This window comes from Streptomyces capillispiralis, from assembly GCF_007829875.1.
In the GTDB taxonomy this organism is placed as follows: Bacteria; Actinomycetota; Actinomycetes; order Streptomycetales; family Streptomycetaceae; genus Streptomyces; species Streptomyces capillispiralis.
The window spans coordinates 3,624,387-3,647,019 of the sequence record NZ_VIWV01000001.1 but is presented as its reverse complement, the minus strand read 5'-3'; the positions used below and the strand labels follow the sequence as shown (position 1 = coordinate 3,647,019).

20 protein-coding genes and 1 pseudogene are annotated in these 22,633 nt (G+C 73.4%); 11 read left to right on the top strand and 10 right to left on the bottom strand.

Translation table 11 applies throughout. The features are described from left to right. Nucleotides 1–5 precede the first annotated feature (5 nt). The 6 genes from dacB (at nucleotide 6) to folE (ending at nucleotide 7,861) form a co-directional block, all read left to right on the top strand. The gene (gene dacB, locus FHX78_RS15435) at nucleotides 6–1,634 is read left to right on the top strand and encodes a D-alanyl-D-alanine carboxypeptidase/D-alanyl-D-alanine endopeptidase (protein WP_145868043.1); all 1,629 of its coding nucleotides are present in this window, start codon (nucleotides 6–8) and stop codon (nucleotides 1,632–1,634) included. A gap of 276 nt (nucleotides 1,635–1,910) precedes the next feature. Then, nucleotides 1,911–3,044 carry a zinc-dependent metalloprotease gene (locus FHX78_RS15430; RefSeq protein ID WP_145868042.1) on the top strand — a complete coding sequence of 378 codons (1,134 nt, stop codon included), beginning with the start codon at nucleotides 1,911–1,913 and terminating at the stop codon, nucleotides 3,042–3,044. 191 nt (nucleotides 3,045–3,235) lie between these two features. Further along, a complete protein-coding gene (gene tilS, locus FHX78_RS15425) occupies nucleotides 3,236–4,261 on the top strand; it encodes a tRNA lysidine(34) synthetase TilS (protein ID WP_145868041.1) in 1,026 nt (341 codons plus the stop codon). A 68-nt stretch (nucleotides 4,262–4,329) separates the two neighbouring features. After that, nucleotides 4,330–4,890, top strand: coding sequence for a hypoxanthine phosphoribosyltransferase (gene hpt / locus FHX78_RS15420; protein WP_145871989.1), 561 nt, complete (start codon nucleotides 4,330–4,332; stop codon nucleotides 4,888–4,890). A gap of 186 nt (nucleotides 4,891–5,076) precedes the next feature. After that, nucleotides 5,077–7,116, top strand: coding sequence for an ATP-dependent zinc metalloprotease FtsH (gene ftsH / locus FHX78_RS15415; protein WP_145868040.1), 2,040 nt, complete (start codon nucleotides 5,077–5,079; stop codon nucleotides 7,114–7,116). A 139-nt stretch (nucleotides 7,117–7,255) separates the two neighbouring features. Further along, on the top strand, nucleotides 7,256–7,861 hold the full coding sequence (gene folE / locus FHX78_RS15410; RefSeq protein WP_145868039.1) for a GTP cyclohydrolase I FolE: 606 nt from the start codon (nucleotides 7,256–7,258) through the stop codon (nucleotides 7,859–7,861). A gap of 59 nt (nucleotides 7,862–7,920) precedes the next feature. Here the strand turns inward: folE and FHX78_RS15405 are convergent, their stop codons facing one another. From FHX78_RS15405 to FHX78_RS15380, 6 genes and pseudogenes are all read right to left on the bottom strand, one after another. After that, nucleotides 7,921–8,412 carry a DUF3180 domain-containing protein gene (locus FHX78_RS15405; protein WP_145868038.1) on the bottom strand — a complete coding sequence of 164 codons (492 nt, stop codon included), beginning with the start codon at nucleotides 8,410–8,412 and terminating at the stop codon, nucleotides 7,921–7,923. A 61-nt stretch (nucleotides 8,413–8,473) separates the two neighbouring features. Beyond that, nucleotides 8,474–9,085, bottom strand: a complete 612-nt coding sequence (folK, locus tag FHX78_RS15400) for a 2-amino-4-hydroxy-6-hydroxymethyldihydropteridine diphosphokinase (protein WP_145868037.1) — start codon at nucleotides 9,083–9,085, stop codon at nucleotides 8,474–8,476. Further along, on the bottom strand, nucleotides 9,082–9,441 hold the full coding sequence (gene folB / locus FHX78_RS15395) for a dihydroneopterin aldolase (protein ID WP_145868036.1): 360 nt from the start codon (nucleotides 9,439–9,441) through the stop codon (nucleotides 9,082–9,084). The genes folK and folB overlap by 4 nt, the downstream gene beginning before the upstream one ends. A gap of 246 nt (nucleotides 9,442–9,687) precedes the next feature. Continuing rightward, nucleotides 9,688–10,197, bottom strand: a complete 510-nt coding sequence (locus FHX78_RS15390) for a nuclear transport factor 2 family protein (protein ID WP_145868035.1) — start codon at nucleotides 10,195–10,197, stop codon at nucleotides 9,688–9,690. Continuing rightward, nucleotides 10,194–11,108, bottom strand: coding sequence for a dihydropteroate synthase (gene folP, locus FHX78_RS15385; protein WP_145868034.1), 915 nt, complete (start codon nucleotides 11,106–11,108; stop codon nucleotides 10,194–10,196). Before folP ends, FHX78_RS15390 begins: the two co-directional genes overlap by 4 nt. Before the next feature lie 445 nt (nucleotides 11,109–11,553). Beyond that, nucleotides 11,554–12,567, bottom strand: a pseudogene (locus tag FHX78_RS15380) (phosphatidylglycerol lysyltransferase domain-containing protein); the annotation flags it as partial. Between the two features lie 423 nt (nucleotides 12,568–12,990). Between FHX78_RS15380 and FHX78_RS15375 the strand changes: the two are divergent. Beyond that, on the top strand, nucleotides 12,991–14,421 hold the full coding sequence (locus FHX78_RS15375; protein WP_167531766.1) for a hypothetical protein: 1,431 nt from the start codon (nucleotides 12,991–12,993) through the stop codon (nucleotides 14,419–14,421). Between the two features lie 87 nt (nucleotides 14,422–14,508). Here the strand turns inward: FHX78_RS15375 and FHX78_RS15370 are convergent, their stop codons facing one another. Together FHX78_RS15370 and FHX78_RS15365 are read right to left on the bottom strand one after the other, a co-directional pair. Beyond that, complete coding sequence (locus tag FHX78_RS15370; protein ID WP_145868032.1) at nucleotides 14,509–15,879, bottom strand: PH domain-containing protein; 1,371 nt, start codon at nucleotides 15,877–15,879, stop codon at nucleotides 14,509–14,511. Beyond that, nucleotides 15,876–16,421, bottom strand: coding sequence for a PH domain-containing protein (locus tag FHX78_RS15365; RefSeq protein WP_229923900.1), 546 nt, complete (start codon nucleotides 16,419–16,421; stop codon nucleotides 15,876–15,878). The genes FHX78_RS15370 and FHX78_RS15365 overlap by 4 nt, the downstream gene beginning before the upstream one ends. A gap of 31 nt (nucleotides 16,422–16,452) precedes the next feature. Between FHX78_RS15365 and FHX78_RS15360 the strand changes: the two genes are divergently transcribed. Further along, complete coding sequence (locus FHX78_RS15360) at nucleotides 16,453–17,604, top strand: NADH-quinone oxidoreductase subunit D (protein ID WP_145868031.1); 1,152 nt, start codon at nucleotides 16,453–16,455, stop codon at nucleotides 17,602–17,604. On the opposite strand, the gene FHX78_RS15355 is transcribed toward FHX78_RS15360, so the two are convergent. Next, complete coding sequence (locus FHX78_RS15355; protein WP_145868030.1) at nucleotides 17,569–18,615, bottom strand: SAM-dependent methyltransferase; 1,047 nt, start codon at nucleotides 18,613–18,615, stop codon at nucleotides 17,569–17,571. The genes FHX78_RS15360 and FHX78_RS15355 overlap by 36 nt on opposite strands. Before the next feature lie 141 nt (nucleotides 18,616–18,756). Here FHX78_RS15355 and FHX78_RS15350 point away from each other — a divergent pair, with 141 nt between their 5' ends. From FHX78_RS15350 to FHX78_RS15340, 3 genes are all read left to right on the top strand, one after another. After that, a complete protein-coding gene (locus tag FHX78_RS15350; RefSeq protein WP_145868029.1) occupies nucleotides 18,757–19,959 on the top strand; it encodes a sensor histidine kinase in 1,203 nt (400 codons plus the stop codon). A 70-nt stretch (nucleotides 19,960–20,029) separates the two neighbouring features. Further along, entirely contained in the window at nucleotides 20,030–20,701 is a 672-nt protein-coding gene (locus FHX78_RS15345; protein WP_145868028.1) for a response regulator, read from the top strand. 31 nt (nucleotides 20,702–20,732) lie between these two features. Beyond that, nucleotides 20,733–21,362 carry an NYN domain-containing protein gene (locus FHX78_RS15340; protein WP_145868027.1) on the top strand — a complete coding sequence of 210 codons (630 nt, stop codon included), beginning with the start codon at nucleotides 20,733–20,735 and terminating at the stop codon, nucleotides 21,360–21,362. A 70-nt stretch (nucleotides 21,363–21,432) separates the two neighbouring features. On the opposite strand, the gene FHX78_RS15335 is transcribed toward FHX78_RS15340, so the two are convergent. Then, nucleotides 21,433–22,539 (bottom strand): DUF5937 family protein, encoded by a 1,107-nt coding sequence (locus FHX78_RS15335; RefSeq protein ID WP_145868026.1) that lies wholly within the window; start codon nucleotides 22,537–22,539, stop codon nucleotides 21,433–21,435. Between the last annotated feature and the right edge of the window lie 94 nt (nucleotides 22,540–22,633).

Here is a 22,633-nt window from a genome sequence, read left to right as displayed (position 1 = left end):
GGCTGGTGGTCGTGCCGGAACTGGGGCCTTGGCGGGCCGCGAGACCGCACGTGGCGCGGATCGCGGGCACCGTACGGCCGCGTCTCGCCCGGGCCGCGGAGACCCTGCGGCCACGTCTGGCGCGCCTCGCCGCGGCCGCCGGGCCACGGTTCGCGCGGCCGGACCGGCCGGGATCACCGCAGGTCCCGCGGGTCGCGCGGCCGAAGACCTGGCAGTTCACCGCGACCGCCGCCACCGCCGGTCTGGCGCTGGCCGCGGGAGTGGTGACCGCCGCCGGTCCCTGGGACTCCTCGGGTCAGCGTACGGCCGAGCGGGACCGGGCCGTGGCCCTGGAAGCCGCGCGTGGCACAGATCACGGCGGCGCCCCCGCCCACGCCGGTACGCCGCCGCGCGGACCGCGGGCCGTCCCGCCCGCCGCGTCCGTGCTCACCGGCCTCGGCGGCACCGCCACCACCGTGCGGTCGGCCCCCTCCGCGAAGGCCCTCACCGGCGTCCTCGACCCGCTGCTGAACACCCCGGCGCTGGGCCGGCGCTCGGCCGCCGTGGTCGACGTGGCCACCGGTCGGCGGCTGTACGGCAGCGGCGCCGCGGACGCGCTCGTCCCGGCCTCGACCACCAAGATCGCCACCGCGGTCGCCGCGCTCTCCGCCCTGGGCAGCGACCACCGCCTCACCACCCGCACGGTCTACGAGCCCGACACCGAGGAGGTCGTCCTGGTCGGCGGCGGCGACCCCACCCTCACCGCCCGCGCGGAGACCCACGGGCTCGCCGGCCTGCGCGACCTCGCCGAACGGACCGCCGCCGCCCTGGCCAAGCGCGGCCTGCGGGAGGTGACCCTCTCCTACGACACGACCCTCTACAAGGGCGGCACGATGCACCCGATCGGGGTCAACCCCAACCTCGCGGCCGTCACCCCCCTGATGGTCGACGAGGCCCGCACCGACGACTCCACCAGCGGCCCGGCCCCGCGGGTCCCGGACCCGGCGGCCGACGCCGCGCGGCGGTTCGGCGAGCTCCTCAAGGAGCACGGCATCAAGGCCACGCCCCCCGGACCGTCGAAGTCCACCACCCGCGCGTCCACCCTCGCCACCGTCTCCTCGCCCCCGCTCGCCGCGCTCGTCGAGCGGATGCTGACCAACAGCGACAACGACCTCGCCGAGGCCCTCGCCCGGCACACCGCCCTCGCCACCGGCAGGCCCGCCGACTTCGACGGCGCCGGCGAGGCGATCACCGCGCGGCTGAAGCAGCTCGGCCTGCCCGTCAAGGGTGCCGACGTCAAGGACGGCAGCGGCCTCGACCGGCGCGACAAGCTCACCGCGGACCTCCTCACCGCCCTGCTCGTCAAGGCCGGCGACCCGGCCCACCCCGAACTGCGCCCCGCGCTCACCGGGCTGCCCGTCGCCGGCTTCACCGGCACCCTGTCCGGCCGCTACGCCGACGGGGCGGCCGGTGTCGTACGGGCCAAGACGGGGACGCTGACCGGCGTGAACACCCTGGCGGGCACCGTGGTCGACAAGGACGGCCGCCTGCTGGCCTTCGCCTTCCTGGCCAACGGCACCGGCGCCCCGGCAGCGGCCCAGTCCGCCCTGGACAAGGCGGCCACAGCCCTGTCAGCGTGCGGCTGCCGCCCATAGGGGCGCGGCGAACCGCGCACCCAGGGGCGCGGGGAACTGCGCACTAGGGGGCGCGGGGAACTGCGCGAAGGGGGTCCGGGGGCGCAGCCCCCAGGGACGGGACGGGAAGGGGCGGCGGGGGCGAGAACCCTCAGGCACGAGCCCGCAGACCCCGCCGCCTGCCGCCGGAGCACCGGGACGCCGACGACCACACCCCCGCCGCCGTGCGGCCCCGCGTCCCGCCCCCGTCACCTCGCCGCCCTGCCCCCAACCGGCGCCCTCACGTACCGTTGACGCATGACGAGCATCGGTGGTGCTGCCTCTTCCGGGATGGTCGACTGGAATCTCGCGGTCGCGACCGCGACCCGGCTCATGCGGCCGGGCCCCGACGTGAGCCGCGACGAGGCCAGGGCCGTTGTCGCGGAACTGCGCCGGCACGCGAAGGCCTCGGAGGAACACGTCCGGGGCTTCACTCGTCTGGGCACCGAGGAGACCCACGACACCCCCCTCCTCGTGGTCGACCGCCCCGGCTGGGTCCGGGCCAACGTCGCGGGCTTCCGCGAACTCCTCAAACCGCTCCTCGACAAGATGCAGGAACGGCGCGGCACCAGCCCGGGCAACGCGGTCCTCGGCGCCGTCGGCGGCAAGGTCACCGGCGTCGAACTGGGCATGCTGTTGTCCTTCCTGGCCTCCCGCGTCCTCGGCCAGTACGAGACCTTCGCCCCCGCCACCCGCGACCTGCCGTCCGGTGCGAACGGCGGCGGCCGGCTGCTGCTCGTCGCCCCCAACATCGTCCACGTCGAACGCGAACTCGACGTCGAGCCGCACGACTTCCGGCTGTGGGTCACCCTCCACGAGGAGACCCACCGCACCCAGTTCACCGCCGTGCCCTGGCTGCGCGACCACCTGGAGGGCGAGATCCAGTCGTTCCTGGGGGAGACCGACGTCGACCCCATGACCGTCCTGGAGCGCGTCCGCGAGGCCGCCCAGTCCCTCGCCGGCGGACGGCCCGAGGGCGAGGAGGGCGACGAGGGGCGCTCCCTCGTCGAGATCGTGCAGACCCCCGCCCAGCGCGAGATCCTGGGCCGCCTCACCGCGGTGATGTCCCTGCTGGAGGGCCACGCCGACTTCGTGATGGACGGCGTCGGACCCCAGGTCGTGCCGAGCGTCGCCGAGATCCGCGAGAAGTTCCAGCAGCGCCGCGCGAAGGGCGCCTCCCGCCTGGACCTCGCCCTGCGCAAGCTGCTCGGCCTGGACGCCAAACTCCGCCAGTACCGCGACGGCGAACGCTTCGTGCGCGCCGTCGTCGAGGAGGTCGGGATGGACGGCTTCAACCGCGTGTGGACCTCGCCCAACACGCTCCCCACCAAGGCGGAGATCTCCAAACCGGCGGACTGGATCACACGGGTGCACCGCAAAACGGAATCGTGACCCCCGCGCACCGTCATGCGACGCGTCCGGCCGACGGCAGACAGACGCCCCTTCAATCACCCGTCCGAGGGACCGTGAGCCCTGGGTAGGCGTGCGATGCTCGGGGAACGGCCCGGTTCTGTCACCATCTACACACTCTGAGTGACCGGCATCGGGTTCACCCCCCGAAAATTTCATGAAGGGAACCGGACATGGGTCCCCATCCTGCGGTCGCGGCGATACGCCTGGCGGTCCGCCGCGTCCTGACCGACATCCTCGACGACCACGGCCTGCCCCCCGGCCGTCCCGCACACGAGCAGCCGCCCTCCCCGCTCGTGCTCGTGGCCTGCTCCGGCGGCGCCGACTCCATGGCGCTCGCCTCCGCCCTCGCCTTCGAGGCCCCCCGGCTCGGCATCCGCGCCGGCGGCGTCACCGTCGACCACGGCCTCCAGGCCGGCTCCGACCTGCGCGCCGCCGAGGTCGTCCTGCGCCTGCGCGAACTCGGCTTCGACCCCGCCGAGTCCGTCGCCGTCACCGTCGGACGCGGCGGCGGCCCCGAGGCCGCCGCCCGCGACGCCCGCTACGCCGCGCTGGACGCCGCCGCCGAACGGCACGGCGCCACCGCCGTCCTGCTCGGCCACACCCGCGACGACCAGGCCGAGACCGTCCTGCTCGGCCTCGCCCGCGGCTCCGGCATCCGCTCCCTGTCCGGAATGGCCGCGGTCTCGGGGGCCGGCGGCCGTTACCGCCGCCCCTTCCTCCAGCTCGACCGGCAGACCGCCCGCAAGGCCTGCATGGTCCAGTCCCTGCCCGTCTGGGACGACCCGCACAACGCGGATCCCGCCTACACCCGCTCCCGGCTCCGCCACGAGGGGCTGCCCGCCCTGGAGAAGGCCCTCGGCAAGGGCGTCGTCGAGGCCCTCGCCCGTACGGCCCAGCTCTCCCGGGACGATGCCGACGCCCTCGACGCCTGGGCCGGCCGCGCCGAGGCCGGCGTCCGGGACGCCGACGGCCGCCTGGAGTGCGCCGGGCTGTACGCCCTGCCGCCCGCCGTGCGCCGCCGTGTACTGCGCCGGGCCGCCATCGAGGCCGGTGCCCCGGCCGGTTCGCTGTTCGCCCGCCACATCGAGGAAGTCGACCGGCTGATCACCGGTTGGCGCGGTCAGGGGGCCATCAATCTCCCCGGCCGGGTCGTCGCCCGCCGGCAGGGTGGCAGACTGGTGATTCGGCAGGGCTGATTCCGGACCCCACCGACCCGTACGAGTCGCGGGGCGGACCGGACCGGCCGGTGGGACGACCGAAAGTGATGCGGGTGGACGCGAAAGACATGGGTGCCGACCTCGAGAAGGTGCTCATCACCAAGGAAGAGATCGACGCCAAGCTGGTGGAGCTGGCCGCGAAGATCGACGCGGAGTACGCGGGCAAGGACCTGCTGATCGTCGGCGTCCTCAAGGGCGCGGTGATGGTGATGGCCGACCTCGCCCGGGCGCTGTCCACCCCCGTCACGATGGACTGGATGGCCGTGTCCTCGTACGGGGCGGGCACCCAGTCCTCCGGTGTGGTGCGGATCCTCAAGGACCTCGACACCGACATCAAGGGCAAGCACGTCCTGATCGTCGAGGACATCATCGACTCCGGCCTGACCCTGTCCTGGCTGATCTCCAACCTCGGCTCGCGCGAGCCCGCCTCCCTCAAGGTGTGCACGCTGCTGCGCAAGCCCGAGGCCGCCAAGGTCGCCATCGACGTGGAATGGGTCGGTTTCGACATCCCCAACGAGTTCGTCGTCGGCTACGGCCTCGACTACGCCGAGAAGTACCGCAACCTCCCGTTCGTCGGTACGCTCGCGCCCCACGTCTACGGCGGCTGAGCCCCGGGCGGGGCCGCCGTACGGTGATCGGGAACCCCGGCGGGCTCCGCGGCGTTGGAGCATGCGTGGACGCGAATGCCGGCTGTCCCCCGCAGCTTCGGGGGACCATGCTGGGGTACCGTCCGAAGAACAGCCTTTATCAAACTCACTATGGCAGGAGGGACGGGGCGGCACCGCTCCGTATGGATGGACGTGAAGCGATACTTCCGTGGGCCGGTCATGTGGATCGTGCTGGCCGTCCTTGCCGTGGTCGTGTTGATGCAGGTCGTCGGCTCGTCCGGCGGCTACAAGACGGTGGACACGGGCCAGGTCGTCCAGGCGATCAATGAGAACAAGGTCGAGTCGGCCAAGCTGACCACCGGTGACGAGCAGATCATCAAGGTCTCGCTCAAGGACGGCGAAAAGGTCGAGGACAGCTCGAAGATCCAGGCGAGTTACATCGGTGACCAGGGCGTCACCATCGCCAACACGCTGCAGGACAAATTCCAGAACGAGCAGATCCCGGACGGCTACACCGTTTCGCCGTCCAAGCAGAACCCGTTCGTGAGCATTCTGCTGTCGCTGCTGCCGTTCGTCCTCATCGTGGTCGTCTTCCTGTTCCTGATGAACCAGATGCAGGGCGGCGGCTCCCGCGTCATGAACTTCGGCAAGTCCAAGGCGAAGCTCATCACCAAGGACACGCCGAAGACGACGTTCGCCGACGTCGCGGGCTCGGACGAGGCCGTCGAGGAACTCCACGAGATCAAGGAGTTCCTGCAGGAGCCGGCGAAGTTCCAGGCCGTCGGGGCGAAGATCCCCAAGGGCGTGCTGCTGTACGGCCCGCCCGGCACCGGCAAGACCCTGCTGGCGCGTGCTGTCGCGGGCGAGGCCGGGGTGCCGTTCTACTCGATCTCCGGTTCCGACTTCGTCGAGATGTTCGTCGGTGTCGGTGCCTCCCGGGTCCGTGACCTGTTCGAGCAGGCCAAGGCCAACGCCCCCGCGATCGTGTTCGTCGACGAGATCGACGCGGTCGGCCGCCACCGCGGCGCCGGCCTCGGCGGCGGTCACGACGAGCGCGAGCAGACCCTGAACCAGCTCCTCGTCGAGATGGACGGCTTCGACGTCAAGGGCGGCGTGATCCTCATCGCCGCGACGAACCGGCCCGACATCCTCGACCCGGCCCTTCTGCGGCCCGGCCGCTTCGACCGCCAGATCGCGGTCGACCGCCCGGACATGCAGGGCCGGCTGGAGATCCTCAAGGTGCACCAGAAGGGCAAGCCGGTCGCCCCGGACGTCGACCTGTCGGCCGTCGCCCGCCGCACCCCCGGCATGACCGGTGCCGACCTGGCCAACGTGCTGAACGAGGCCGCGCTGCTGACCGCGCGCAGCGATCAGAAGCTGATCGACAACAAGATGCTGGACGAGGCGATCGACCGTGTGGTCGCGGGCCCGCAGAAGCGGACCCGGATCATGTCGGACAAGGAGAAGAAGATCACCGCGTACCACGAGGGCGGACACGCCCTGGTCGCGGCGGCCTCCCCGAACTCCGACCCGGTCCACAAGATCACCATCCTGTCGAGAGGCCGCGCCCTCGGCTACACCATGGTCCTGCCGGACGAGGACAAGTACTCGACCACGCGCAACGAGATGCTGGACCAGCTGGCCTACATGCTGGGCGGCCGCGCGGCCGAGGAGCTCGTCTTCCACGACCCGACCACCGGTGCCGCCAACGACATCGAGAAGGCCACCGGACTGGCCCGCGCGATGGTCACGCAGTACGGCATGACCGAGCGGCTGGGTGCGATCAAGTTCGGCGGTGACAACACCGAGCCGTTCCTCGGCCGTGAGATGGCTCACCAGCGGGACTACTCGGAAGAGGTCGCCGCGCTGGTCGACGAAGAGGTCAAGAAGCTCATCGAGACCGCGCACAACGAGGCGTGGGAGATCCTGGTCGAGAACCGTGACGTCCTCGACAACCTGGTCCTGGCCCTCCTGGAGCGGGAGACGCTGGGCAAGGAGGAGATCGCCGAGGTCTTCGCGCCGATCGTCAAGCGCCCGCCCCGGCCCGCCTGGACCGGCTCCTCGCGCCGTACGCCGTCCACCCGCCCGCCGGTCCTCTCCCCCAAGGAGCTGGCCCTGACGAACGGGTCGAACGGCGCGACGCCGGCCATCACCACCGCCAAGAGCACCGCGGCGGAGCCCGCCCCGGCGCCCGAGCCGGCCGCGGAGGACCGTCCCGAGAGCTGATCCCGAGGCTCCCGGTGGCCCCACCGGGCCCGGAATGGATGCCGCGCCCCCCTGGTTCTAGCCTGGGGGGCGCGGCATTTCGTGTATCCGCAGTTGAGACGCGTGCCCTCACGCGTGAAGCACAGGAACGAGGCACCTCATGACCGACCCCGTGACGCTGGACGGCATGGCCCCCGTCGGCGAGTTCGACGAGAAGCGGGCCGAGAACGCCGTACGCGAACTGCTGATCGCGGTCGGCGAGGACCCGGACCGGGAGGGTCTGCAGCAGACCCCGGCGCGGGTGGCGCGGGCGTACCGGGAGATCTTCGCGGGGCTGTGGCAGAAGCCCGAGGACGTGCTGACGACCACGTTCGACATCGGTCACGACGAGATGGTGCTGGTCAAGGACATCGAGGTGTACTCGACCTGCGAGCACCACCTGGTGCCGTTCCGCGGGGTGGCGCACGTCGGGTACATCCCGGCCACCAGCGGGAAGATCACCGGTCTGTCGAAGCTGGCCCGGCTGGTGGACGTCTACGCCCGCCGCCCGCAGGTGCAGGAACGACTCACCACGCAGATCGCGGACTCCCTGATGGAGATACTGGAGCCGCGCGGGGTGATCGTGGTCGTGGAGGCCGAGCACATGTGCATGTCGATGCGCGGCATCCGCAAGCCCGGCGCGAAGACGCTCACGTCGGCCGTGCGCGGTCAGCTGCGGGACGCGGCGACGCGCAACGAGGCGATGAGCCTGATCATGGCCCGCTGACGCCGCCGACGGCTCAGGGCCCGTCGTGGGATCACGCCGGCGTCGCGGGGGATCAGACCCTAGGCCGCCGGTGCCGTCCCCGGGCCGTTGTGGTCGTCCTCGTCCTCCGGGAGCTTGCAGACGCGCTCCAGGAAGATGGCCGCGGCTATGACGCCGACGCCCGCCAGGACCGAGAAGCCGGCGTAGACGGCCTGGTCACGGCGGGCGGGGATGTCCAAGGACTCCAGCAGGAACACGCCCACGCCGCCGTACATCCCGGCGACGAGGGCCGCGACCAGGGCGCTGGCCTGGCCGAAGACGACCGCGCGGGCCGCCATCAGCGGGTCGACGCCCTTGGCGTCGTGCTGCCGTTCGCGCTGGGCCCTGAGGCGGGCGCGCAGGGAGAGCGCGGTGGCCGCGAGGACCACCGCGATCAGGGCGAGCACGATGGGCGCGGCCACGGGCACGCTCGGGAGGGTCCCCAACGAGTTCCACAGGCGGGCGCCGGCCCAGGACAGGACTCCGGCGACGACGAAGACGCCGGCCAGCACCCTGATGCGCAGCTCTCTCACGGTGTCCCTTCGCGTTCCCCCGGACCGGTGCCCCGGAAAGTGGTCCTGTCGACCTTAACGGCTACTCGGGCAGCCTGAGTTCCAGGTCGGCGCGGGGAGTCACGCCCTCGCGGGTGACGGCGGCGAGGAGGTCGGCGACCGGTCCGTGACCCGGGAGCTCCGCCTCGGGGTCGACGTCGTGCCACGGGGCGAGCACGAAGGCGCGTTCGTGGGCGCGCGGGTGCGGGAGCGTGAGCTGCGGGTCGTCGGAGTGGAGGTCCGCGTAGGAGACGATGTCCACGTCCAGGGTGCGCGGACCCCAGCGCTCGTCCCGGACCCGGTGGAAGGCCTCCTCGACCGCGTGCGCCCGCTCCAGCAGGGAGGACGGGGGCAGGGTGGTCTTCAGCACCGCGACCGCGTTGAAGTACGAGGGCTGGCTGCCCGGCTCGACGCCCCACGGCTCCGTCTCGTACACCGGGGAGACGGCCTTGACGCGGATGCCCGGGGTGTCCTCCAGGGCGTCGACGGCGCCCTGGAGGGTCTCCAGGCGGTTGCCCAGGTTGGCGCCGAGGGAGACCACGGCCCGCTTCGGGTTGTGCAGGGTGGTGTCGGCGGCGTCGACCTGCTCGACCACGGAGGCGGGGACGGGCTGCACCGTCGGGTCGGTGTGGCCCTGGGTGAACGGCCTGGTCATACGCGGCTCCGGTTGATGGTGACGGTCACGTCGTCGAAGGGCACGGTGATCGGCGCGTCCGGCTTGTGGACGCACACCTCGACCTCCCGCACCACGTCGTGCTTCAGGCAGACCTGGGCGATGTGCTCGGCGAGCGTCTCGATGAGGTTGACGGGCTCGCCCTCGACGACCGCCACCACCTCCTCCGCCACGATGCCGTAGTGCACGGTCCTCGTCAGGTCGTCGTCGGCGGCGGCCGGGCGGGTGTCCAGGCCGAGCACGAGGTCCACGATGAAGGTCTGGCCCTCCTCGCGCTCCTTGGGGAACACACCGTGGTGCCCACGGGCCTTCAGGCCGCGCAGCGCGACACGATCCACGCGAATCACTCCTGCAGTCGTCGGTCCGGCCGGTCGGTGCCCTGTGCGGGGGCACACCGGCCCGATGTCGAATCTACCCGCGGGCACCGACAGGGCCGGGCCGCCGGGGGTGGGGGCGCGGGCCGGCACCGGGAGGTTTCACCAAGCGTTTGCCCCGGGGAGACCGGGCGCTCACCGGTTGGTGGCGACTCCTGCCCACACCGTCGTGATTCCCGCCACGCCGGCCGGCGAGGGCCGGGCCGCGGCTCATCCGGGGGTTTCCTCCTCGTCCTCCTCCTCGTCCTCGGTCTCGGCGAGGACCGGTGAGGCGTGGTGGGACCAGAGCTTCCAGCCGTCCGGGGTGCGGCGGAACACGTTGGTGGCGACCACCAGCTGTCCGACCAGCGGGCCCAGCTCCTCGCCGGCCTCGGGGGCGGGGCCGCCGCTGAGGATGTTCTCCGTGCAGGTCACCAGGGCGGTGTCGCCGGTGACGGAGACGTGCACGTCGGTGAGGAAGAACTGGATGTAGTCGGTGTTCGCCATGATCAGGGCGTACGACCGCAGGACCTCGCCGCGTCCGGTGAGCGCCGGCCAGCCGGGGTGCACGCAGGAGACCACGCCGGAGTCCGCCGGGTCGTGGTACGTCTCGTCGACGCCGAGGTCGGCCGGGGTGAGCCAGAGCGAGGCGACCTCTTCGAAGTCGCCCCGTTCGAGTGCCTCGTAGAAGGCGGTGTTGGCGGCCTCGACCTGCTCGACGTCGGTGTGGGGTGCGCTCACCGGGCTCCTTCTGCGCCGTGCGCGCCGGGTGCGGGGGGTGTGGTGGAGGCCGCGCGCGCCTGTTCTATCGCGCGGGTGACCCGTACGGCGTCCGCGGTCGCGCGCACCTCGTGCACGCGGACCGCCCACGCGCCGGCCTGTGCGGCGAGGGCGGAGACGGCGGCGGTGGCCGCGTCGCGTTCCCGCGCGGGCGGGGGCGCGCCGTCCGGGGCGGCCAGGACGCGGCCGAGGAAGCGCTTGCGGGAGGCGGCGACGAGCAGCGGGTGGCCGAGGGCCAGCAGGCGGTCGAGCCGGGCGAGCAGGGCCAGGTCGTGTTCGGCGCCCTTGGAGAAGCCGAGGCCGGGGTCGACGATCACCCGGTCGGGGGCGACGCCGCCCTCCAGGACGGCCCGCACGCGCGCGTGCAACTCGTCGACGACCTCGGTGACCACGTCGGCGTACACCCCCTGGACGTTGCCGCCCTCCAGGAAGCCGCGCCAGTGCATGACGACGAAGGGGGCGCCGGCGTCCGCGACGACACGGATCATCGCGGGATCGGCGAGGCCGCCGCTGACGTCGTTGACGAGGGCGGCGCCGGCCGCGAGGGACTGTGCGGCGACGGACGCGCGCATGGTGTCGACGGAGACGGTGACGCCCTCGGCGGCGAGGCCGCGGACCACGGGGATGACGCGCTTGAGCTCTTCGGACTCGTCGACGCGGGTGGCGCCCGGCCGGGTGGACTCGCCGCCGACGTCGATCAGGTCCGCGCCCTGGGCGACCAGGTCGAGGCCGTGCTTGACGGCGGTCGTCGTGTCGAACCAGCGGCCGCCGTCGGAGAAGGAGTCGGGGGTGACGTTCACGACTCCCATGACCGCGCAGCGGTCCCAGTGAGGAAGGCCCGCGACCTGGCGGCGTCCGCTGTGGTTGCTCATATGTTCAGCGTAGGCCCAGGGAGCGGCCGGGGTGCGCCCCGGCCCGGCGGGGCGCACGTGGCCTGATGAGGGTGCCCGCGCGGACGCGTCGGGCCGCGCGGGCGGCGGTGCGGGAAGCGGAAGGGGAGCGGGCGGGATTGAGGAAACCTTCCGCCCGCATTGCGGAGCCGGTGCGCGGCAGGTCGGCGCGGATGTGGGGATCACGAAAGGCGGTTCCCCGACGCGTCGGAAACTCGGTGCCGAACGCGCCCGGGGATTCGATCCGGAACCTGTGGAAAAGAAAGGCCGGTGCTCCGCGCCGGGGCCGTTGCCGGCCCGGTGCGGTGCTTCTCGCCGTAGGCGCGTCACGGGTGGGACCGCGTACGAGTCCCCAAGGGGGTGGTCGTGAGCCCGGCGGGCTTCACCGCCCGGTGGCCGGGGGGCGTCGGGTGGTCGGCGGGCGGCGATCCGCGGCGCGTGCCGTGGCCTTGTCTCCCGGTGGCAGGGCGTCGAGCCCGGTCTCCCGGGACCACACCGCGCGGCCGGTCTCCGAGCAGCCCGTGACGGCGGGGGTCCAGGAGTGTGCGCCGGCCTCGTCCATGAAGCGTTCGATGGCGCCGGGCCAGGCCCCGATGTCGCCGATGGGGTCGCCACGGGCGAGCATCACGCCGGAGACCACGCGGTAGGTGACCGCCGCCTTGCCGCTGGGGGAGAAGACGACGCCGTGGCCGCGGCGCGGCTCGAAGCGGCCGAGGGGTGCGCGGTCCGCGTGCCGGGCGAGCAGGGCACGCAGCCGCCGCTCCTCGTCCTCGGTGAGGCAGGCGGCCGGGCGGCGGGGCCGGAGGGCCAGGCGGAGGGTGGTGACGGCGGTGAGCAGGCCGAGTGCGCCGAGGGAGAGGGCGACCGTCCTGGCGGTGTCGCCCTGGTAACCGACCGGGCCCTCGACGCCGAACAGGCCGTACAGCACGTGGGTGAGACGGTCCGCCAGGCTCGGATCGCCGACCAGCCGGCCGGGATGGGCGCTGACCACGACCAGCCCGAGGAGCAGCGAACCGGCGCCCATCAGCACGAGGTGGGCCGGCGCCCGCCCTCTGCTGCCCGGGCCGGGCCGCGCCGTGAACCGGTCGCGGTGGCGCAGGAGGGGGACGAGCGGCGCGAGCGCGATCAGGGTGCCCGGGAGGGAGTCGCGGCAGGCGAACTGGGCGACCGCGCCGGCCGGCAGCAGGGCGACGGCGGCCCGCCAGGACCGGTGCCTGCCCCGCTCGACCCCGTGTGCGAGCAGCAGCAACAGCACCCCGGCGCTCAGCGCGAGGGCGGCCGCGAGGGGGCCGAGCGTGCCGGGGAACACCTCGGCGAGGGCGCCCGTACGGCCGTGCCGGGAGTGGGGGAGGGCGCCCGCGGCGAGGTCGAGCAGGCCCGCCAGGGCGCACGCCCGGCCGGCGAGGACGGGGGCCGCCTCGGGGCGCGGGGCGCGGAACAGGCGGCGTGACGACGGGACGTGGCGTGCGGACGCGGTGTCACGCGACCGGTCCGTGGGCTTCCGTGATCCGCCCGACATGTCCTCATCCGTCCTGACAGACTTCGCGTTGCGCCCTCTAGGACGGCGTCCCCGGAGCGGAGGTTCACTCCGCGCGGGGGGTTGTCCGGACGGGCGGTCCAACGCCGCGGACATACGGAAGCGGAATGCGGCGGAAACGACTTCACGGTCTCCCGAACGGTCACCGGAACCGTCTTCGCGGCACCACCGGAACCGCCTGGCGACTTAAATGATCTTGATGAAATTGGGCAATGTGTCTATTCACGCTGGGATCGCGTTCCCTGATGCCCTGTGAAACCCTGGGAGTGGCTTTGTTTTTACGGGGTGGGGCACCATCATTCGCCTACGCGCGGTAAGTTTCTGGCCATGCCACGTGGACGTCACCGTCATTCCCCGCCCCTGCACAGGATGCTGCCCCCGTCGGCGATCGCAGGCGTCTCCCTCGTCTGCGCCCTGGGGCCCTGGGTGTTCACGCAACCGATGGTGCTTCGCGTCCTGGCCGCGGCCGCCGCGGCCACGGCGGTGGCCGGCGCCGTCGTCATGCGGCACTGGGACACCCAGGCGGGCAAGCGCGTCGCCGACCTCACGCGCGCGCGTGCGAGCGACGAGTGGCGCTTCGAGGAGCGGGTCGCCGAACTCGAGTCGGACCTCGACGAGTCGCGCGAGCTGCGGACGAAGCTGGAGCAGCGGCTGCGCGCCAAGCGCGCCGAACTCGCCGGACTGCGCAACGAACACGCGGCGCTGCTGCGGCGGTACGCCGCGGCGGAGGTCGACCGGGCGAGCGCCCTGGAGGAACGCCGGGTGCTCGAGATCGAGGCCGCGGTCCCGGCCCGCGCGCTGCCGGCCGGGACGTCGGCGGCACCCGGGGCGGTGCCCGCGCAGACGGTGCGCGGGGACGCGGCGGAGCGGAAGACGGCGCGGGAGCGGACCGGCGCGGCGGAGGCGAAGGGGAACGCGGCCGCCGGCGGGGCGGAGCCGACGGCTCCCGGGGTCTTCTCGCCGGAGGGCTCCGAGCTCTACACGCGGGCCGACGCGGCACTGGCGCGGCTCGCCGGGCGTGCGGGGACAACCGCGGACGAGAGCGCCGCGGACGCCTCCGACGGGAGCGCGCCGGACGCCGTGGACGCCGTGGACGCCGTGGAGGCCGTGGACGCCGACGGTCCTGTGGAGAAGGCCGCTGCCGGCCCGGCCGCGCGGACCGGCGCCGACGGCCGGGCGGCCACCGCCGCACCCGTGGCGGCCGAAGGCTCCCCCGCGCGGGACGGTCTCCCGAAGAGCGACGGTCTCCCGAAGGGCGACACCCCCCGCGAGGGCGACGGCACTCCCGAGGACGACGGGCCCGAGCCCACGAAGAGGGCCAGGCCCGAGCCGGCACAGGAGGGCGACGCCGAGGGGCAGTCCGGGGCGGCCGGCGACCACGAGCGCACGGCCGCCTCCTCCGCGGCGGACGCTCCCGCCGCCCAGCCCGCCCGGCAGCCCTCCGGCCACTTCACCGTGCCCACCGCGGTGGCCGTCGTACCGCCGACCGCGCCCGTGCGGCGGCAGGTGTCCGAGGGCGGGTTCGACTTCTTCGGGACCAAGAAGGACACCGGGCGGTCCGAGCTGGACACCGTCCAGAACGAGGACCTCGCCGACGTCGTCGGCCAGGAGGCGCTCGCGCTGCACAAGGCCGAGGCCGAGGCGCGGTTCAAGCCCGCCGACGAGGACGCGCGCGGCATCGGCCAGGTCATCGACCTGACGGCACACGACGAGACGGAGCACATCGACGTCCAGGGCCTGCGCAGCGCCGTGTCCTGAACGTCCCGGAGCACCGGCCGCACCCACGGAGCACCGGCCGCACCCACGGGGCCCCGCGCACACCGCGCGGGGCCCCGTCGGCGTCCGTCACGCCATCCAGCGGTCCGGGCGGGCGTCCCGGCGGCCGGTGCGGGACCGCTCCGCCTGGGCCCGCAGCAGGTCCGCCGCCTCGTCCGCGCACCGGAGGCGGGCCGTGACCGATTTGTTCGCGCCGGTGTCCACATGCACGTCGGCGACGCCCAGGGCCCGCTGCCAGGGCCCCTGGACCAGCCGTACGCTCTGCACCTTGGCGTGCGGGACCAGGGACAGACTGCGCCGCAGCAGTCCGCGGCGGGTGGCGAACACCGCGTCCGTGACGGCCAGTCCGTAGCCGCGCCACCACACCGGGACGCACCACCGCGCGGGGCGCGGCGGAGGGACGAGCGCCTCGCGCGGCGGCACGCTCACGCCGGGCAGCACCCGCGCGACGACCGATTCGGCGATCTCGCGCGGAGCGACCGGCAGCAGCATCGAGTTGGACGATCCCGCCACGTCGAGTTCCACGCGCACCCAGCCTCCCCCGCTCCCGGCTCCGCTCGAGCGGGGGGACCTCCATCGCCGCCACAGCAGCGGCTCGACGAGCCGTACCGTCTGCACGCGCCCCGGCGGCACCGTCTCGTGCGCCCGGTCCAGCAGCCCGTGGTCGATGCGCAGCCCGTCCGGCGACTCGCTGAGGGTCCAGTCGTACTCGGCGACGAACCGGCCCACACTGCTCGCGCCGGCCGCGCCGAGCAGTGGTACGGCCGCGGCGAGCACCGTCCACAGGCTGTGGGTGGCCATCCACAGCAGCGGCACCACGACGACGGCGACGAGCAGCCAGCCCCAGGTCGCGCCGGTGAGCAGCAGGGAGACGGCGAGGACGCCCGGCGGCACCCGCAGCATCTCCCGGGACGGCGCCTCGCCCACCTCGTGCGCGGTCTCCGGGGCGAAACCCGCCGCCCGCGCGAGGAGCTCCGCGCGCAGCGCGCGCGCCTCGGCGGCGCCCAGGAAGGCGAGTTCGTCCTTCTTGTCGGTCCCTATGACGTCGAGCCGGAGTTTCGCCACGCCCGCGACCCGCGCGAGCAGCGGCTGGGTGACGTCGATGGCCTGGATCCGCTCCAGCCGGATGTGCGCGGTGCGCCGGAACAGCAGTCCGGTACGGATGCGCAGCTCACTCCCGGTCACCGCGAAATGGGTGAACCACCAGGTCAGGAAGCCGTACAGGGCGGCGGCCGGGATGAGCACGGCGAGCGCGAGCAGCAGGGTGGTCGTCGTCAGCCGGGCGAGCTGGCGCTGCGCCTGGTCGGGGTCGTGCAGCGCCCATCCGATCAGCACCGCGACGGGCGCCCACGCCCGCCTGAGCGGTGTGACGGGGTGCAGCCGCCGCTCGGTGACGGGCGGCCGCTCGCGCACGCCCTCGTGGACGTCCGGGGACGTCACAGCCCCGCCGATCGGGCCTCGCCGAGCTCGGTGAGCCGGTCGCGCAGCCGTTCCGCCTCGGCCGGGTCGAGACCGGGGATGGTGGCGTCGGTCGCGGCGGCCGCCGTGTGCAGCTGCACGCTGGCCAGCCCGAAGTGCCGTTCCACGGGCCCGGAGGTGACCTCGACCAGCTGCATCCGCCCGTACGGCACGACCGTCTCCTGGCGCCACAGCACACCCCGGCTGATCAGCAGGTCGTCGGAGCGCTCCGCGTACCGCCAGGACCGCCAGTTGCGCTCCAGCAGCACCCAGCCGCAGGCCAGCAGGGCCAGCGGCAGCGCCGCGAAGGCGGCCCACACGGGCCCCGCCAGCAACCCCGGCACCAGCCCGGCGGCCAGCGTCAGCAGCCCCAGCCACACCACCAGCATCAGCCGCCGCACCTTCAGCAGCCCCGGCGGCAGCGCGATCCACCCCGGCTCGTCCCCCGCGGCCGCCGGCCGCGCGGTGTCCGCGGGCCCGGTCGTCCCCACTGTCCCCGTGTCGTGCGGGCTCCCCGTCTCCATGAGGCCAGCGTACGTAGGAGAGACTGTGTTCATGACTCCTACGACGGAGACCATGGTCGGTATCGGCGGCGCGGCGGAGAGCACCGACATGGTGCTCAACATCGGCCCCCAGCACCCGTCCACGCACGGCGTGCTGCGGCTGAAGCTCGTCCTGGACGGCGAGCGCATCACCCGCGCGGAGCCCGTGATCGGCTACATGCACCGGGGCGCGGAGAAGCTGTTCGAGGCCCGCGACTACCGGCAGATCATCATGCTGGCCAACCGCCACGACTGGCTGTCGGCCTTCTCCAACGAGCTGGGCGTGGTCCTCGCCGTGGAGCGGATGCTCGGCATGGAGGTCCCCGAGCGCGCGGTGTGGCTGCGCACCCTGCTCGCGGAGCTGAACCGGGTGCTCAACCACCTGATGTTCCTCGGCTCCTATCCGCTGGAACTCGGCGGCATCACCCCGATCTTCTACGCCTTCCGGGAACGCGAGGAGCTCCAGCACGTCATGGAGGAGGTCTCCGGCGGGCGCATGCACTACATGTTCAACCGCGTGGGCGGCCTCAAGGAGGACCTGCCGGCGGGCTGGACGGCACGCGCGCGTGCCGCCGTCACCGACGTGCGCTCGCGCATGGACCGCTTCGACGACCTGGTGCTCGGCAACGAGATCTTCCGCGGCCGCACGCGCGGCGTCGGCGTGCTGTCCCCCGAGGCCGTGCACGCCTACGGCGTGAGCGGACCGATCGCGCGCGGCTCCGGCGTCGACTTCGACCTGCGCCGTGACGAGCCGTACCTCGCCTACGGCGAACTGGGTGACGTCCTGAAGGTGGTGACCCGCGAGGAGGGCGACTGCCTCGCCCGCTTCGAATGCCTCCTGGAGCAGACGCACAACGCCCTGGACCTCGCCGAGGCCTGTCTCGACCGGCTGGCCGAGCTGCCCCCCGGCCCGGTCAACCAGCGGCTCCCGAAGGTCCTCAAGGCGCCCGAGGGGCACACGTACGCCTGGACCGAGAACCCGCTCGGCATCAACGGCTACTACCTGGTCAGCAAGGGCGAGAAGACCCCGTACCGGCTGAAGCTGCGCTCGGCGTCGTACAACAACATCCAGGCGCTCACCGAGCTGCTGCCGGGGACGCTGGTCGCGGACATGGTGGCGATCCTCGGGTCAATGTTCTTCGTCGTCGGCGACATCGACAAATAGGTCCCGCACGTCCGCGATGCCCACCGGCTGCACCAGCCACCCGAAGTCGCCGAGTCCGCCCGGCGCGGTGAGTTCGGCGGCCTCCCCGGCGGCCGCGAGGGCGCGTACGTACCCTGCGGGGTCGGTGGAGGCCAGCGAGAGCGGGGGGCGTGCGCCGCTGAGGCCCAGTGCGTGCAGGGCCTCGCGCTGCGACAGCAGGCGCGCGCCGGGGAGCGCGGTGGCCGCCGCGCAGGCGTCCAGGGCGACGTGCGCGGTGAGGTCGCACGACCCGTCCGGCACGGGCGTCGTCTCCCGCCCCTCCCGGAACGCCGTGAGGGTGCCGAACGGCGGCCGCGCACCGGCGGTGTGCGCGTAGTCCACGGCGACGGCGAGCCCCCGTGCGAGCGTCCCGGTGGCCGCCGCCCAGGCCCGGTCGCGCGGCAGCCCGATCTCCGCGCGGAGGCCTTCCTCCGCCGCCGGCGGCCACCACCGGGCCAGCCACTCGGCCTCCGCGCCGGAAACCGGCTCGCCGAGCCGCTCCGTCCCGTCCGCCCGCACCAGCACCCGCCGCGGTACGCCCGCCCCGTCCACCTCGGCGATCTCGACGGGCACGTTGTCCAGCCACTCGTTGGCGAAGAGCAGCCCCGTGATCCCCTCCGGGGGCTCGCCGCGCCACTCGACGCGGGGATCGAGCCCGGCGGGCCGGGCGGCGACCTCGACGGCGTGGGCACGCGCGCGTGCCGCCACGTCGGCGGGCAGCGCGGCGAGGACGCCCGTGACCAGCTCGCCGCGCCCGGCCGCCATGTCCACGAAGTCGAGCACCGCGGGCCGTCCCAGCGCCTCGTCGACCCGGCACAGCAGCCGCGCCACGGCGGCCGCGAACAGCGGGGAGGCGTGCACCGAGGTGCGGAAGTGCCCGGCCGGTCCCTCGGGGCGGCGGTAGAAGCCGCCCGGCCCGTACAGGGCGGCCTCGGCCGCCTCGCGCCAGCCGCGCCACCCGCCTCCCGCGTCCGCCGCCGTCACCGGTTCCACGCGCCCGCCGTCCTCGTCGTCATCGGCCCAGGCTAAGCGCGCCGAGGGACGGGTCCTCCACCTTGCGGAGTACACGTAACGACCGGGGATCGGCCCTCCGGTTGACCCCTGCACGCATTTCGCTTCCCTACGCTGGGTTACGTGCAGCGCCTCTATGACTTCCTCCGCAGGCACCCGGCATGGGTCGACGGCTTCTGGGCCGTGGTCCTGTTCGGGATTTCGGTGATCGGCGGGGCGAGCATGGAGGAGGCCCGGGGCACGGAGCTGCCGGCCCTCGTCGTGCCGGTCATGCTGCTGCTGTCCGTGGTCGTCGCGCTGCGCCGGCGGATGCCCGAGCGGATGCTGGTCCTCGGCGTCGCGGTCGGCGCGGGCCAGCTGGTCACGGACGTGGCGCCGCTGCCCGCCGACTTCGCCCTGCTGGTGATCGTCTACACCGTCGCGGCGGTCGGCGCCCGCTGGGCCTCCCGGCTCGCGCTGACCGCCGGTCTGTGCGCGGCCCCGCTCGCGCAGGTGCGCTGGCCCGACGAGGGCACGAGTGCGGCGGGCAACATCGCCATCATGATCTTCCAGACGGTGCCCTTCGCCCTTGCCTGGGTGCTCGGCGACTCCATCCGCACCCGCCGCGCGTACTTCGCCCAGCTGGAGGAGCGCGCCGCCCGGCTGGAGAAGGAGCGCGAGGCGCAGGCCAAGGTCGCGGTCGCCGCCGAACGCGCCCGGATAGCCCGGGAACTGCACGACGTCGTCGCGCACAACGTGTCGGTGATGGTGGTGCAGGCCGACGGCGCCGCCTACGTCCTCGACGCCGCCCCCGACCAGGCGAAGAAGGCCCTGGAGACCATCTCCTCCACCGGCCGGCAGGCCCTCGCCGAGATGCGCCGCCTGCTCGGCGTGCTGCGCACAGGCGAGCACCAGGAGGCCGGGGAGTACGTGCCGCAGCCGGACGTGCAGCAGATCGAGGACCTCGTCGAGCAGTGCCGGGAGTCCGGACTGCCCGTGGACTTCAGGGTCGAGGGCACCCCGCGCGCACTGCCCAGCGGGGTCGAGCTGACCGCGTACCGCATCGTGCAGGAGGCGCTCACCAACACCCGCAAGCACGGGGGCCCCAACGCGGGGGCCAGTGTGCGCCTGGTGTACTTCGACGACGGGCTGGGCCTCCTCGTGGAGGACGACGGCAAGGGCGCCCCGCACGAGCTGTACGAGGAGGGCGGTTTCGACGGCCAGGGCCACGGCCTGATCGGCATGCGGGAGCGGGTCGGCATGGTCGGCGGCACCCTGGACGCGGGCCCGCGCCCCGGCGGAGGATTCCGCATCAGCGTGCTGCTGCCGCTCAAACCCGCGCATTAGACGTCTGCGCGTGCCCTTTGTTGACACCTGTAACGACATGTGAGACCACTCGCCGAACGGAAGAGGCCCCATGACGATCCGCGTGATGCTCGTCGACGACCAGGTGCTGCTGCGCACCGGGTTCCGGATGGTGCTCGCCGCCCAGCCGGACATGGACGTCGTGGCGGAGGCGGGCAACGGCGTCGAGGCCCTGGAGGTCCTGCGGTCCACCGCCGTCGACGTGGTCCTGATGGACGTCCGCATGCCCAAGCTCGACGGCGTGGAGACGACCCGCAGGATCTGCGCGGACACCGACCCGCCGAAGGTGCTCATCCTGACCACCTTCGACCTCGACGAGTACGCCTTCTCCGGGCTGAAGGCGGGCGCGTCCGGCTTCATGCTCAAGGACGTGCCGCCCGGCGAACTGCTCGCCGCGATCCGCGCGGTGCACAGCGGCGACGCCGTGGTGGCCCCGTCCACCACCCGACGGCTCCTGGACCGCTTCGCGCCGATGCTGCCCAGCGCGGGCAAGCAGCCCCAGCACAAGGAGCTGGAGCGGCTCACCGAGCGCGAGCGGGAGGTCATGGTGCTGGTCGCGCAGGGCCTGTCCAACGGTGAGATCGCCGCCCGGCTGGTGCTCTCCGAGGCGACCGTGAAGACGCACGTGGGCCGCATCCTGACCAAGCTGGGGCTGCGGGACCGGGTGCAGGTGGTGGTCCTCGCCTACGAGACGGGTCTGGTGCGGGCCGGCGGACACGGCTGAACCGAGGCTTCGGCGCCGGTAGGGTCTGCGCATGCTCCTGTGGATCAACGGCCCCTTCGGGGGCGGCAAGACACAGACCGCACACGAGATACGGCGCCGCCTGCCGGGCAGCGTCGTCTGCGACCCGGAGCACGTCGGGTTCGGCCTGCACCGCACGCTGCCGCCCGGACTGCGCGGGGACTTCCAGGATCTGGCGTCCTGGCGGCACGGCGTCGTCGAGGTCCTCGACCTCGCCCTCACCCGGCACGACGGCGTGGTGATCGCCCCCATGACCGTCACCGACTCCGGCCACTTCGCCGAGACCGTCGGCCGGCTGCGCGAACTGGGCCACGACGTACGCCACTTCACCCTCCTCGCCGAACGGGCGACGGTGCTGCGGCGGCTGCGTGAACGCGGCGTCGGCCGTCTCCTCGGGGCCGTCACGAGCAGACCCGCCCCGCGCGGGGAGAGCTGGGCGGTGCGGCAGCTCGACCACTGCCTGGAGCGGCTGGCCGAACCGGAGTTCGCCGAGCACCTGTGGACCGACCACACCACGGTGCCGAAGACGGCGGACCGCATCGCCGTACTGGCCGGGCTGACCCTGCGGCCCAACAACGAGGGGCGGCTGCGGACCCGGATGCGGCAGGTGGGCGTGGGCCTGCGGCACATCCGCTTCGACTGAGACGGGCGGCACGGCCTCCAGGGCGTACGGGCGCCGGGGCGTACGGGCGCGGCGGCTACGGGCGCGGCGCTCAGCGCAGGATCCCCTCCAGGAAGTCGCGGCCGAGCCGGGCCACGACCGCCACGTCCAGCTGGTGCAGGACGTACCGCCCGCGGCGCCGCGTGGTGATCAGGCCGGCCTTCTTCAGCACGCTCAGGTGCCGGGATATCTCGGGCGCCGTCATGCCGTGCACTTGGGCCAGCTCGCTGGTGGTGTGGGCGCTGCGGGCCAGATGGCGGGACATGCGCATGCGGACCGGGTGGGACAGCGCGGTCATCCGCAGGGCCAGCTGCTCCACGCTCGGCGGGGCGGCCGGCTCGGGGGAGCCGACCGGGTAGTGCAGCACCGGCTGCCAGCCGTACCGGTGCAGCACCATCAGGTGCGGCCAGCCGAGGCTGGTGGGGACCAGCAGCAGTCCGCCGTCACCCGTGGCGGTCCGGCCGTCGCCCAGCTTGTCGACGCCGATCCGGGTCCCGCTCTCGTCGAGCGTGACCGCGGGGGAGACCGCGGCCAGCGCCCCGGCCAGCCCCTTGCGCCGCAGCAGCTCGGTCTTGTGGCGGGTGTCGGCGGCGAGCTGGTGCCGTAGGCGGGACCACGTCTCGGCGAAGAACGCCTCGTCGCAGTCCTGGAGGAACTGCCGCAGCCAGGCCCTGATCCGGGGCGGCTCGGCCAGCAGCCGCTCGGTGAACAGCATCTGCCGCGGTCCCCGCGCGGCGGCCAGCTCCAGCGAGCGGCGCCGCAGCCCCTCGTCGGTGAGCGGGCCGGGGCCCGGCAGGCCGTAGGGGAGGGCGCAGGTGAACTCCAGCGCGGCGTCCACGAACTGCTCTTCCGACAGCTTGTCCAGCAGGTCGAGCTCCTCGGCGAGCGTGGCGCCCGGGAGCGTCCGGCGGTCCGGGATGCCGGCGCTCGGCAGGAACAGGTCCGAGAACGTCGTCCGCCACAGGAAGTCCGCCTCGCACATCCGGTCGGCCAGGTGCGGGTCCAGGCGCGCGGTCACGCCCGTCACCCAGTCCTGGAGCGCCGGGTGGTGTCCCGGCTCGGACAGCGCGTGCAGCGCCATGCCCAGCTCGGCCAGGGGCGAGGGCACGACGGCGGTCCGCTCCGGTCGCAGCCCCGCGATGTCGATGCTCACGCTCATGCCCACATGGTGCACCCCGCCACCGACAACGCGGCCCCCGATTGACGGCCGCGGTCAATCGACGGGACGTCACGGCGGGGACGGCGCAACCTGG

Bases quoted from the DNA above. Each gene is read 5' to 3' on its own strand.
- FHX78_RS15430 (WP_145868042.1), top strand. From the start codon at position 1,911: ATGACGAGCATCGGTGGTGCTGCCTCTTCCGGGATGGTCGACTGGAAT.
- tilS (WP_145868041.1), top strand. From the start codon at position 3,236: ATGGGTCCCCATCCTGCGGTCGCGGCGATACGCCTGGCGGTCCGCCGC.
- hpt (WP_145871989.1), top strand. From the start codon at position 4,330: ATGCGGGTGGACGCGAAAGACATGGGTGCCGACCTCGAGAAGGTGCTC.
- ftsH (WP_145868040.1), top strand. From the start codon at position 5,077: ATGGACGTGAAGCGATACTTCCGTGGGCCGGTCATGTGGATCGTGCTG.
- folE (WP_145868039.1), top strand. From the start codon at position 7,256: ATGACCGACCCCGTGACGCTGGACGGCATGGCCCCCGTCGGCGAGTTC.
- folK (WP_145868037.1), bottom strand. From the start codon at position 9,085: ATGACCAGGCCGTTCACCCAGGGCCACACCGACCCGACGGTGCAGCCC.
- folP (WP_145868034.1), bottom strand. From the start codon at position 11,108: ATGAGCAACCACAGCGGACGCCGCCAGGTCGCGGGCCTTCCTCACTGG.
- FHX78_RS15375 (WP_167531766.1), top strand. From the start codon at position 12,991: ATGCCACGTGGACGTCACCGTCATTCCCCGCCCCTGCACAGGATGCTG.
- FHX78_RS15365 (WP_229923900.1), bottom strand. From the start codon at position 16,421: ATGGAGACGGGGAGCCCGCACGACACGGGGACAGTGGGGACGACCGGG.
- FHX78_RS15360 (WP_145868031.1), top strand. From the start codon at position 16,453: ATGACTCCTACGACGGAGACCATGGTCGGTATCGGCGGCGCGGCGGAG.
- FHX78_RS15345 (WP_145868028.1), top strand. From the start codon at position 20,030: ATGACGATCCGCGTGATGCTCGTCGACGACCAGGTGCTGCTGCGCACC.
- FHX78_RS15340 (WP_145868027.1), top strand. From the start codon at position 20,733: ATGCTCCTGTGGATCAACGGCCCCTTCGGGGGCGGCAAGACACAGACC.
- FHX78_RS15335 (WP_145868026.1), bottom strand. From the start codon at position 22,539: ATGAGCGTGAGCATCGACATCGCGGGGCTGCGACCGGAGCGGACCGCC.